Annotated in this window: 12 protein-coding genes; 5 read left to right on the top strand and 7 right to left on the bottom strand. The window is 40.7% G+C overall.

Annotated features, from left to right (window positions below; all coding sequences use genetic code 11):
- Positions 1-67: 67 nt before the first annotated feature.
- Positions 68-541 (bottom strand): hypothetical protein, encoded by a 474-nt coding sequence (locus KXJ59_RS10250; RefSeq protein ID WP_295204171.1) that lies wholly within the window; start codon positions 539-541, stop codon positions 68-70.
- A gap of 182 nt (positions 542-723) precedes the next feature.
- On the opposite strand from KXJ59_RS10250, the gene KXJ59_RS10245 reads away from it, so the two are divergent.
- The 3 genes from KXJ59_RS10245 to KXJ59_RS10235 are packed head-to-tail and all read left to right on the top strand — an operon-like array spanning position 724 to position 3657.
- Positions 724-1953: a hypothetical protein gene (locus KXJ59_RS10245; protein ID WP_295204169.1), complete on the top strand. Its 1230-nt coding sequence runs from the start codon at positions 724-726 to the stop codon at positions 1951-1953.
- 12 nt (positions 1954-1965) lie between these two features.
- Complete coding sequence (locus tag KXJ59_RS10240) at positions 1966-2313, top strand: hypothetical protein (RefSeq protein ID WP_295204166.1); 348 nt, start codon at positions 1966-1968, stop codon at positions 2311-2313.
- Positions 2314-2319: 6 nt separating this feature from the next.
- Positions 2320-3657: a hypothetical protein gene (locus tag KXJ59_RS10235; RefSeq protein WP_295204164.1), complete on the top strand. Its 1338-nt coding sequence runs from the start codon at positions 2320-2322 to the stop codon at positions 3655-3657.
- 75 nt (positions 3658-3732) lie between these two features.
- Here KXJ59_RS10235 and KXJ59_RS10230 read toward each other — a convergent pair whose 3' ends face one another.
- Both KXJ59_RS10230 and KXJ59_RS10225 read right to left on the bottom strand, forming a co-directional pair.
- A complete protein-coding gene (locus KXJ59_RS10230; protein WP_295204162.1) occupies positions 3733-6141 on the bottom strand; it encodes a sodium-translocating pyrophosphatase in 2409 nt (802 codons plus the stop codon).
- Between the two features lie 107 nt (positions 6142-6248).
- Positions 6249-7448: a serine hydrolase domain-containing protein gene (locus tag KXJ59_RS10225; protein ID WP_295204160.1), complete on the bottom strand. Its 1200-nt coding sequence runs from the start codon at positions 7446-7448 to the stop codon at positions 6249-6251.
- 100 nt (positions 7449-7548) lie between these two features.
- Between KXJ59_RS10225 and serA the strand changes: the two genes are divergently transcribed.
- Positions 7549-8787: a phosphoglycerate dehydrogenase gene (gene serA, locus KXJ59_RS10220; protein ID WP_295204157.1), complete on the top strand. Its 1239-nt coding sequence runs from the start codon at positions 7549-7551 to the stop codon at positions 8785-8787.
- 93 nt (positions 8788-8880) lie between these two features.
- Here serA and KXJ59_RS10215 read toward each other — a convergent pair whose 3' ends face one another.
- From KXJ59_RS10215 to KXJ59_RS10205, 3 genes are all read right to left on the bottom strand, one after another.
- Positions 8881-9399 carry a hypothetical protein gene (locus KXJ59_RS10215; protein WP_295204153.1) on the bottom strand — a complete coding sequence of 173 codons (519 nt, stop codon included), beginning with the start codon at positions 9397-9399 and terminating at the stop codon, positions 8881-8883.
- Between the two features lie 23 nt (positions 9400-9422).
- Positions 9423-10145 carry a copper homeostasis protein CutC gene (locus KXJ59_RS10210; protein ID WP_295204150.1) on the bottom strand — a complete coding sequence of 241 codons (723 nt, stop codon included), beginning with the start codon at positions 10143-10145 and terminating at the stop codon, positions 9423-9425.
- Between the two features lie 111 nt (positions 10146-10256).
- The gene (locus KXJ59_RS10205) at positions 10257-11273 is read right to left on the bottom strand and encodes a N(4)-(beta-N-acetylglucosaminyl)-L-asparaginase (protein ID WP_295204149.1); all 1017 of its coding nucleotides are present in this window, start codon (positions 11271-11273) and stop codon (positions 10257-10259) included.
- 245 nt (positions 11274-11518) lie between these two features.
- Between KXJ59_RS10205 and KXJ59_RS10200 the strand changes: the two genes are divergently transcribed.
- Positions 11519-12166, top strand: a complete 648-nt coding sequence (locus tag KXJ59_RS10200) for an energy transducer TonB (RefSeq protein WP_295204148.1) — start codon at positions 11519-11521, stop codon at positions 12164-12166.
- A gap of 88 nt (positions 12167-12254) precedes the next feature.
- On the opposite strand, the gene KXJ59_RS10195 is transcribed toward KXJ59_RS10200, so the two are convergent.
- Positions 12255-12563: a phosphoribosylpyrophosphate synthetase gene (locus KXJ59_RS10195; protein WP_295204145.1), complete on the bottom strand. Its 309-nt coding sequence runs from the start codon at positions 12561-12563 to the stop codon at positions 12255-12257.
- Positions 12564-12629 lie beyond the last annotated feature (66 nt).

The following is a 12629-nucleotide window of genomic DNA, read 5'->3' as shown; positions in this document are numbered from 1 at the left end:
TATTCTTTCAGTAGATTTTCAATTTCACGATTGACCATTCACCATTCACCATTCACCATTCACGCTACTATTTCGCTTCCGTCCTATACACCCCCACGGCATAACTGGCCACAGTTTTAAACCTAAGTCTTTCGCCTTTAACGCTGGCACGGGAGAGGGGTTTGAATTGGCCTTTTTTATCGGGGAAACCCAGGGTGCAGGAGAAGGGATCCTTGTCTTTTTGAATCTGTACAGATGGTTCTATGCCAATATTGGGAATATTGATGGAGTCTGTTACCCTTAATTCTTTGTATTGCATACGTACTACATAATGAAAGCGGCGTTTTGTTTCGTATACCTGAACGGCAAATTGCCAGTCGTTGAGCTCATCGGGTACTTTTTGGCTATAACTGGCAACGGGTTCTTTCTTAATACTGGTTCGCAGGCCTGGTATTGTATCAGTGAGCACAATAACCCTGGCATCAACCACTTTATCTGTTTTATCATTATTGCTGTTACAGCCCAAAAGAATAAACACTAAGAAAACAAAGAGGTACCTCATGCTATCACGATTTATAGGTATTTTTTGATATAAATAGTAAATTAATATGTTTTGCTTGTAAAAATCAAAAACTCATTATATTTTTAAACATCCCCCAATATTTAGCTCCCCAAACTCCTCCCGGTTTGAGCTATATATGATTGTGCGTTTCACTGTTATCTGTAAAACTTAATGCTTACAATATGCCAAAGAAGGTCGGTATTTATATGCCTGGTTTAGGAGAAGCTTATCGTAAAGAATCGGCTGAAAAATATGCAAGGCGTTTCATGCACCAGATCAATTACAATCGATCGGAGAGCAGTATTCAATACAGCAGTACAATTGAAAAAATTTTTTATGACGAAGCGGGCAAACTATCTGCCCAACATATAACTATATGGGAAACAACAGCTGGTGAAAAAAAACAGGCTTATTGTTTTTATGAGTATCAATATGCGGATGTGTTGGTTGCTGCATTCGAAAAGAAAAATGTATTACTCAAATCACTTACTTTATTTGCACATGTAATAGTTAAGATCCCCCTGATATTTTACCGGTTATTTTATGTAGGAAGATCTATAGGTTATACACCCAGATACAGGGGAGAAGCTTTTTTTGTTTTTCTCTTGTTTCTACTAATGTCTTCAGCGATTCTATTTCTTTTTCCTGCAGCTATTGCATTAATAGTAAACGCTGGTAATGAAAATGTTTATTTTAAACAACTGCTAAACTGGTTGCATTTATCGCCCCGAAAACTTCAGGAATATTCACAAATGGCTTTAAATATAACAGCTGTGATTTTGATATTACTGCCGGGTATCAATACAATGATTACTGCATTAGCTACAGAGTTCTCATGTGCAACAGATTATCTTAACAGTGGTGAGCGAAAGCAGAAAATACATGGACAGCTTGATAAATTGCTTGAGTTTATCTGCGAAAAAGAAGGGAATGACACTGATGTAACCTTACACACATATAGTTTTGGTTCTATTATTGCGCTGGATTATATTTTTCCTTTTGGAATACCTGTATCTGCCAGAATTCGGAATAATATAAAAGGACTTATCACCATCGGATGTCCTTATGATTTTATTCGGGTTTATTTTGGATCGTTCTTCTCAGGGCGAGATGTTTCTGTGTCTGATAAAATTTACTGGATTAATGTGTATTCTCTTGCAGATGCACTGGCGAGCAATCTGCGAAAAACCAATACAAAGGGAAAGGCTGAATATGGCATGCCGGGAAGCCCGCTATTACCTGTAAACCTCAATTATGAACTCACCAATATCAAACCTAATTTACTATATCAGTTATTAACCTTGTATTCGGTTCGAGTACATGCCAGTTACTGGGATGCTGATGATGATGCGCAAAGCTGTCTGAGTCTGGTTGTTAAACAATTACAAGAGCAAAATATTATTCACCAATAAAACACTAAAACAATGGCTGTATTTTACAAGAATTCTGAAACTTACAAAGCTGGCAATGGCAGTCTTTTTCTCTTTTTGAAAGTAGGTATGGGACAGTATTACAATGCTTTCATAAAGATTGGAAAGAAGAAATTGGTATCGGGTCAGTTTGACGAAATTTTGATAGGCGATATTGAAGATTGCCGTAATAAAATATTACTGGTAGAAATCAATGCCACCGATGTAAATCCAGATACAGATACAGTTCCTGTCAGTATTCAGTTGAAAGATGATCAGAATGAATCATTATATGAGTATTCAGTTGATGCGGATAAAAATGGCGGTACTATTTTGTTTGAGATCAAATTCAGTATTAAATAGTTATTTATGCGTATTTATTTATTCATCCTCATTTGTCTGATCAGCTTGAATGTATATTCACAGACTGATACTGTTAAGCTGGATAATTTCCGCTTGCCTACAACACCTGCTGCTTCCGTCTTAAATCTGGGGTCAACTAGTATTACACGTCCGACAACACCTCAAGGTGTAGGAACATCCTTAATATCAGGATTAGGAGGATCAACTTTTAATCCGAACATCAGCCTAGAATTTTCTCCCTATTGGTTAAAGTCAAGACCTGATATTGATTTTTTTACATACTATAATATTTCCCGCAATTACACTGATATTCCTGCACCGGATGTTTGGAATAATATGATGAAAACCCTGGCATTATCTGTAGCTACCAGTAAACTTAGTGATCAAAGAGATACTCTTTCAGGTACACGGCTTGCGATTGGCTTACGAACTCAGTTATTCTCGGGCAAGATTCCAGAGCAATTGCGAAGGTCTGTTCGTATGCTGACACAAAAAATTGATGTGTCTGATTATGTAGAAAAAGGTATCAGGGAGATACTGGAAGAAGAAGCAGAAAATAACGAAGCTACTGTACTGGAAAAACTACAGAATAAACAGATAAATGAAACCGCAATAATTGAACTGGTAAAAAAAGCCATTGGTGAATATGTAGATTTGAGGCGAGATACATCAGGCAATCAATTATTGAAAAGTGCAGCTTATACTTTAATTGACGATCATTGGACTGATGCCCAAAAAAATAATATTACACTCGTTACAGCATTAAAAAGGCTGAGAGCTGCTGTGCTTGATAAAAGTATTGAAGCGCTGGCACTTCAAAAAATCAAGTCTGAAAATAAAGATAAAGTAGGTTTTATATGGGAACTGGCGCTGGCAGGAGTGCAGTATTTTCCTGATAATCAGTTCGGACGCTCTCTCTATCAAAAAACAGGTATATGGTCTACCATGAGCTACAGAAGCCCTGATCAACAATCTGAATTTTCAGGATTAGTCAGATACTCATTCTCGAAAAATGATTCTGTGAGTAGTCATTTTGATGTTGGTATCAGTGCAAACAGAATTGTGGATAAAGGCTTTAATTATGGACTTGAAGTGATCTATCGTTCTTTCGATTATCGTTATCCCACTAAAGATATTAATGGTAATAATATACAGGCCATTCGCTCAGGTTCAACTTACAGGATAGCTTTAAATATGGAATATAAAATCAGTGAGGTACTCTCATTAAATGCTTCCTTCGGTAAAGACTATAATGCACCTTTTGTAGTAAAAAGTAATTTACTGGCCGTGATAGGTGCCAATATTTCATTGCCGTCTTTGGCAGGGTTGGGGATAGAGCGCTGATGAATTATTGATCATTATATCTTAAAACGAGAAAGGCTCCAATTGATTGGAGCCTTTCTCGTTTATAAGAAAAAATTACTTTTTCTCTTCCGTCACATCTACTTTAATATTCACTTTCTCTTTACCATCCAGGTATTTAGAAAACTGTTGTGCAACATCTGCAGCAAGTTCCTGACCATTCAGGATGATCTTACCATCCTTGATTTCAACATTTACATTGTTACCTGTAGCCAGACCTGCTTTTTTCAGTTCTTCAACCAGGTTATCAATATTTACATCTGCACCATTTACAGTAACACTGGCCGATTCTCCACCATGGGTAGCTTTTATTTCAATCCTTTTCTCAACCTTATGATCTGCCGAAGCACCATGTATCTGCGACAGCGTAGGCGCAATCACCAATGATACAATTGACATCAGTTTGATCAGGATATTCATGGAAGGACCTGATGTATCTTTAAACGGATCACCCACCGTATCACCTGTTACGGATGCTTTATGTGGCTCAGATTTTTTGTAGAACATCTCACCATTGATCTCAACACCTTTCTCAAAAGATTTTTTGGCATTATCCCATGCACCACCGGCATTGTTCTGGAACATACCCATCAATACACCACTCACCGTAGCACCGGCTAAGAAACCACCCAATGCTTCAGGGCCCAAGAGGAAACCAATAATCAAGGGAGATACAATGGCAATGGCTCCGGGTAACATCATTTTTTTGATAGAAGCTTCAGTAGAAATAGCCACACATTTATCATATTCCGGCTTACCCGTTCCTTCCATAATACCGGGGATGGTACGGAACTGACGACGAACTTCTTCTACCATCGACATTGCTGCTTCTCCTACCGCACGAATGGCCAGTGAAGAGAAGATAAAAGGAATCATGGCACCCACAAACAGTGAGGCCAATACTTTTGCTTTATAAATATCAATACCCTCAATTCCTGCTACACCCACGAAAGCCGCAAAAAGCGCCAAGGCAGTTAAGGCAGCAGAAGCAATGGCAAAACCTTTACCGGTAGCAGCTGTAGTATTACCTACCGCATCGAGTACATCGGTTTTTTCACGCACTTCTTTGGGCAGTTCACTCATTTCGGCAATACCACCTGCATTATCCGCAATCGGACCAAATGCATCGATGGCTAATTGCATGGCTGTAGTGGCCATCATACCTGCGGCGGCAATTGCCACACCATATAAACCGGCACACTCATAAGAACCCCAGATACCACCCGCCAATACGAGAATAGGAAGGAAGGTTGATTCCATACCTACTGCCAGACCACCAATTACGTTGGTAGCATGACCGGTTGATGACTGACGGATGATCGACATAACAGGGCGCTTACCCATCGCCGTATAATATTCTGTAATAATGCTCATTAATGTACCCACGGCCAAACCTACCACAATGGCACCAAATACACCATCACGTGTAAATTCGTTGCCACGCAGACTCATGGTCTCAGGTAAAATATAGTATACCAAACCTGCACAGGCTCCTGCAGTTAAAACAATAGAACCCCAGTTACCCATATTCAGGGCTTTCTGTACCACTGCGGTATTAATACCCGCTGTATCGCTGATACGAACAAACCAGGTACCTACGATAGAGAAAAGAATACCTACACCTGCAATCAGCATGGGCAGCAGGATAGGGGCATATCCACCAAAATTATCCTGCGAAAAAGTTTCCTGACCCAGTACCATGGTAGCCAGAACGGTGGCCACATAAGAACCAAATAAATCGGCACCCATACCTGCCACATCACCCACATTATCACCTACATTATCGGCAATGGTAGCAGGGTTACGTGGATCATCTTCCGGAATACCCGCTTCTACTTTACCTACCAGATCGGCACCCACATCGGCCGCCTTGGTATAGATACCTCCACCCACACGGGCAAACAAAGCAATAGACTCTGCACCCAATGAAAAACCGGTGAGTACTTCAATCGTACGCAGCATTTCTTCAGAATTGGCAGCAGCTTCAGGCGCAAATACCTGTTTCAGGATCAGGTAAACACCACCCAGACCCAATACGGCCAGACCGGCAACACCCAGTCCCATAACGGCACCGCCTGTAAAAGAAACATTCAATGCTTTGGAAAGACTGGTTCTGGCAGCCTGTGCGGTACGAACATTGGCTTTGGTAGCCACTTTCATACCAATATAACCGGCAACAGCACTACAAATGGCACCCAATACAAATGCCAGTGAAATGGACCAGTGTGAGTGTGGATTGCTCTGGGCCATTACACCCAATAAAAGCGCAACAATAGCCACAAAATAGGTCAGTATTCTCCATTCGGCCTTCAGAAAAGCCATGGCACCTTCAGCAATATAAGTGCTGATCTCTTTCATGCGGTCATTGCCCGCATCCTGTTTCGAAACCCAATTAAACTTTAAAAAAGTGTAGAGAAGACCTACAACTCCCATCGCCGGAACGGCATAAAACAAGATTTTGTCCATAATCAGTGTGTGTCTGGTAAAGTTTATATTAAAAGTCTGCAAAAATAGGGGTAAAAGGCTAAAATCGGCCTCCCCGTTCATGCTCATTGAAAACTATTCATGACAGTTCATTCCTCCAGTTCAGTACTGTCTATGCGACCGGTAAAGGCAGAAGACAATTTTTTGGCCTGGTAAATATGGCGGTTATAACGGTTGCCCAATACAATAATAGTGGCCGAATCCCTGATATAACGCGTAAAAACAGTGTTATTGCCATGCCACCAACCATTGTGGTAAACGATTTCTTCCGTTGGAGAATTCAATAAACGCCAGCCCAATCCATAATTGTGGAAGGATTTTGTTTCAAAACTATAGGGCTGATAGGCAAGGGTTTGTGAGCTTTGACTTACATAAGTACCCTCATGCAGGGCCCTGTCCCATAAAAACAGATCCCTGACGGTGGAGTATACATTTTTGTCTCCATAAATACAATCCAGCTTTTCTATACGGTAGGGAACATTGTTGTTTTTATAAGACGGAATATAGTTGGCAGTATCGGCTACACTGAAAACATAACTGTCTGTCATACCCAAGGGCGTAAACAAACTGTCTTTTATATAAACCGGATAGGATTGTCCTGTAATTTTTTCAATGATCAATGCAAGCAGGGCATAATTGGTATTGCTATACCTAAAAGCCCTGTCGGGTGCAAATAAGGGCGCAGGTTTATGCTTGATCATATAATCCAGCATATCCTGGTTGGTGAGCAGTCCGGGTTTTAAGGGCGGCATTTTAATGGTACGTTTTCTTCTTACCCAACGTCCTTTTTTGGTTTTTACCCGATAGGTCTCCACTTTACGGTCTACAAGGAAATAAACATAATTATTCAAACCACTTCTGTGATTCAGCAGTAATTGTACTGTAATACCTGAGTAGGGAAAATCGGGGAAGAAATCGGTGACTTCATCATCGAGCTTCAGTTTACCCTGTTCCCTGAGTTTCATGATAGCCATACCTGTGAAGGGTTTCGACACAGAAGCGAGGTGAAAAGGGGTATTAGGGGTGATGGGATCCTTGGTTTTGAAATTGCTGAAACCTTTATAATCTTCAAACAATATCTCTCCGTTTTTGGCAACCAGTATACTTCCATTAAATCCTTTGTTCGCTAACAATTGTTTGTATTGTTTCTCTATTTCAGCCGCATAGATTGCTTTATTGGCAGAAGGAATGGGCGCAAAACTTTCTGCTGAATCTTTTTCAGGAGGCTGCGCCGAGCAGGACTGTAATACACCCATCAAAATAGCGATACCAAAGGCTTTTGCGATCATCTGTTAGTTTTTCTTCGCGGCGAAAATAAAAAACAAACTGTTATGGAAATGGTTAAAAAGCGAAAGGTTATGCAGAAAATAAAAACATTATTTTCGCTGCATGAGCAAGCAGGCAATCACCAGTTATCCAAAAGAGCGGATCAATATTTTATTCCTGGAGAATATCAGCGACAAAGCAGTTCAATATTTTAAACAACAGGGTTATACCAATGTACGCAAACTCAGTGGTGCCCTAAGTGAGGATGAACTGATTAAAGAAGTAAAAGATGTGCATCTCCTGGGCATCCGTTCCAAAACACAGATTACTGCCAGAGTATTGGATGCCGCAAAAAAATTACAGGCCATCGGTTGTTTCTGCATTGGTGTAAACCAGGTTGATCTGAAAAATGCCACCAGAAATGGTGTGGTGGTTTTTAATGCCCCTTATAGCAATACCAGAAGTGTAGCCGAACTGGTGATTGGTATTTCTGTGATGCTGATCAGAAAAATATCAGATAAAAATATCGCAGCCCATAAAGGTATATGGATGAAAGATGCCAAAGGCAGTTATGAACTCCGTGGAAAAACACTCGGACTTATTGGCTATGGAAATATTGGCTCACAGGTAAGTGTACTGGCCGAGGCATTGGGAATGAAAGTATTGTTTTATGATACTGAAACCAAATTACCACTCGGTAATGCCATAGCAGCCAAATCGATGAAAGAAGTATTGAGCAACAGCGATATTATTTCATTGCATGTACCTGAAACTGCACAGACAAAAAACCTGATCAATAAAAACAATATTAAATACTTCAAGAAAGGTTCCATCTTACTTAATTATGCACGTGGTGAAGTGGTGGATTTAAAAGTATTGAGCGAAGCCCTTAAGGAAGGAGCCATTGCAGGCGCAGGAATTGATGTGTACCCATGGGAGCCCGAAAAAAATGGCGATCATTTTGAAACACCTTTACAGGGATTATCCAATGTAATCCTTACACCACATATTGGTGGCTCTACAGAAGAGGCGCAACAGAATATAGGAGAAGATGTAAGCGTAAAATTATTTCAATACCTCGAACGTGGTATCACCAATGGCTCCCATACTGTTCCTGCTATTGGTTTACCACCGGTTGATGGTGCCCACCGTATTCTACACATACATAAAAATGTACCCGGCGTACTCAGTGCCATTAACACAGCACTCTCTAAAAATAATATCAATATCGTAGGACAATACCTGAAAACCAATGAAGAGATTGGTTATGTGGTTCTCGATGTAGACAAAAAACTCTCCAAGAAGGCAGTTGAACTGTTGAAAGAAGTGAAAGAAACAATTAAGGTTCGTATGCTTTATTGATGATCTCTGATCTCTGATGTCGGATGTCTGATATTTTGATTGGTGCTGGTGATTAAACATTCACCTAGTCTTATAAATATCCGACATCCTACATCAGACATCAGACATTTCCTTCAATATTTTCCTCCCCCTGCTTCTGAATGCCGCTGTTTCAGTATCCCATCTTTCTTCAATGATGAGTTTTAGCTCTGGTTTTATTTCGGGGTATTGTTTCGTGAGGTTGAATAATACGGTTAATGAAAATGCCTTGATGGCTGCGGGTGTGGATGGGGTTTCAATAAAGCCGAAACAGGCATTCATTACTTCACCATGAAACTGCTCGGGAATAGCAATATCTTCTAAAATTCTTACCGCATTGCGAATAACAGCAGGATGTACACCCGGTTCCTGCAACCTTTTCACCAGCACACCAATATATGGCTCAATCATGGCGGGTTTGTTTTTTGCCGCCCAGCTCACACTCCATGCGGCACGCTGCGAAAGTCTGTAATTTTCATCTGTATAACAGTCCATTAATTCCTTGAACTGTTTTTTATGCTGAACAGCATAGTTGGCAATACGAGATGCCTGTTCTTTGGAATGTTCTTTTTCCAGTTCAAGTCTGATATTCATTTGTAAACAGCGAATTAACGGACTTAGCTACTTAAAATTTGTTTTAGTTTTCGAATTTCATCTGTATCTGTAAAATCCTGACTGAAATCTTCCGGAATCAGAGGGTTCATATATTCCGTTTGTGATGGCCGCATGATACGTGCAGATGTATGAAATTCTTTTGCACCCGTAAATGCAACCATTTCTGCAAGGTTAGTACTGTTAATGCCACTTCCCGGCATAATGATGATTCTGTCATCAGCCTGTTCCACCAATTGTTTGATCAGCTCTTTCCCATCAGGCGCTTTGGGGTGTTGTCCGCTCGTAAGTATGCGGGTACAACCACATTGTATAATGATCTCCAATGCTTCCAATGGGTCTTTGCATCGATCGAATGCACGATGAAAAGTTACATCTAACGGATAAGCCAGTTCAACCAATCTGGCTGTATTTTCTTTATCAACCGACCCATCACGGTTGAGTAAACCAAAGACCACACCATCAAATCCCAGTTCCTTACACAGTGCTATATCTTTTTGTATGATCTCAATTTCTTCCGGCCGGTGAAAATAATCGCCCCCACGTGGACGTATCATCGGAAAAATGGGGATGCTGACTTTTTCTCTTGTCGTTTTTAAATAGCCATAGGATGGGGTAGTACCACCATTGGCATAATTCTCACACAATTCAATTCTGTCAGCACCTGCTGCTGCCGCCGCGATGGCTGTTGCTGTATTGAATACACATATTTCAAGTGGTAATGACATATCAATATTTTTACATCGGAAAAAATCTATCATCGTAAGAAACAACTAACCCCATAACCGCTCCAACAACCCAGCACCTGACTTTAGTCCGGTGGGGGATAGAATAAAATATCAGATCAAAGGTTTTGCATCTACTAAAAAGTTTTTATCGTCGGCATGACATACTGCATAATTAAACCCTTTTTGTAAAGCATATCCACCATACTCACCATTTTTGCCGATAGCAATAAAACCTGCCTGTATGGCTTTTGCTTTTTCGGGGCCCTTGGTTTTGAATAAACGTTCCATGGCTTTTTTGCAGGCTGCTTCTGGTGAAAGCCCCTGTCGCATCAATTCAACAATGGTATGTGCACCACAGATGCGGATGATATCTTCACCCTGACCCGTAGCCACAGCAGCGCCCACTTCATTGTCTACATATAAACCTGCACCGATAATGGGAGAGTCGCCAATACGTCCGCGCATTTTAAAACCCATACCACTGGTGGTACAACTGCCACTGAGGTTACCCTTTGCATCCAGTGCAATCATGCCGATGGTATCATGGTTCCATTCACCATTTTCTAGTTTGGCTGGTACAAAAGCATCTTGTTTTTTACTGTTCTCAATATTGATGACGGGTTTGTACTCGCTTTTCTTTAACCAGTTCTGGTAAGCCCTTTTTGCATCATCTGAAAGTTCCGCTTTCTCCAATGGAAAACCTTCTGCCACAGCAAACTGCTGTGCACCTTCACCCACGAGCATTACATGTGGTGTTTTCTCCATCACCCTTCTGGCAACCGATACCGGGTGTTTGATTCTTTCGAGGAAAGCCACACTACCGCAATTGGCAAATTCATCCATGATACAGGCATCCAGTGTTACAAAACCATCCCGGTCTGGATTGGCACCCAAACCCACACAACAATTCAGTGAAGCTTCCGTAACCCTTACACCTTGTTCCACCGCATCCAATGCACGGCCACCGGCACGTAAAACATCCCAAGCCGCTTTATTGGCCGCAATACCGGCATCCCAGGTAGAAAGCACCAGCGGTTTTTGCCCAATAACCGTTCCCCTGAAAGACGAAAAACTGAAAGCAGATAATCCGAGTGAACCCAGTTGAAGAAAATGTCGGCGATGAAGCATAAAAAGGGTTTTGTTTGATCGAATGTATGAAAGAGAAGAGGAAAAAATCAAAATTCAAAAGCCAAAATTCAAAACCACATCCGTTATTCATTTTGAATTTCAACTTTTGACTTTTAATTCCTTCCCCACCTGTAAAACATGTAAGCTTCTCTCCCTCATATGTAAAGAAAATAAAAATGAATGGTTCAACTTTGTAACATGATGATGACCTGGTTTTATGCCCGGTTAATTCATCTACTGTTATTATGTTATATCAAAACAAAGTCAAACAAAATGTTACCCTTAAAACTCCTTTTTACCTGTTGATTGCGATGGCAGGTATGATGAGTTTGAATGCCTGTTCTACCGGCAAAAATGCAGAAGAGCTGAAAAAAGATTCCCTGACAGCCGATTCAGTTGAAAAAGCAGCCGCTGCTTCAAAAACAGTTACTACTACCCAAACTACTACCACTATTACCACCGGAAAAGCCGTAGCCAATCCGCTGAAAAAGAATGGCCGCTGGGAAGTGATTGTGGAGAGAAATCGCAGATGGGATGAAGAGTATGCCAATATGATGCTTGAAAAAGACCAAATGGGTATTTACTATCGTACTGAAATAAAACCATCGTATCCGGGTGGTGAAAAAGCATTGGCCAAGTTTATACAGGAAAATATTGTTTACCCGGAAGCAGCACTGGAAAATGGTGTGGAAGGTGAAGTACTGGTTGGATTTGCCGTTGATGAAAGAGGTGTTATTTATACACCTGTTGTAAAAGGAGACCTGGCCGGTTATGGTTTGGATGAAGCTTCTACTGCGGTGGTAGCTAAAATGCCGGTATGGAATCCCGGACAAATACAGGGACGTAACGTAAAAAGTTATTTCAGTTTACCCATTAAGTTCCGGATTTATTAAATCGGTTTATTGGTTTTGGTTTGAATATTTCGCATGGCGATTCTTCATTTTTGAAGGATCGCTTTTTTTTTAGACCTATTCAAAACAGTCATCTTTCATTAACAACCAATTTATTGATCATCTCATCACTGAGTGCATCACCATAGACTCCATAAGCACTGATGAGTATACCTTTCATCTGTTGGTCGTGTGAGCTTATGACGTATAATACACTGGAATTGGAAGGGTCTGTATCGGCTTCAAAACGATGATGTGCCACAATCTCAAACTGAGACGGTAATAAACAAGTGCCAGTAGCAGCACATTTAATCTGATCAAATGCAAGGTTAAAATCTGTCGTATAACCAGCGGCTTTTAAATCACTGATCGCATCCACCAGGTTGTCGTAGGTTCTCATGTATACAAGATACAAAAGATGTGTGATAGCTGATGTAGGATGTCTGATTTAAGAAATGCATATCAA

Source organism: Sediminibacterium sp. (assembly GCF_019264485.1).
Classification (GTDB): Bacteria; Bacteroidota; Bacteroidia; order Chitinophagales; family Chitinophagaceae; genus Sediminibacterium.
This window is presented reverse-complemented; position numbering and strand designations above follow the sequence as displayed.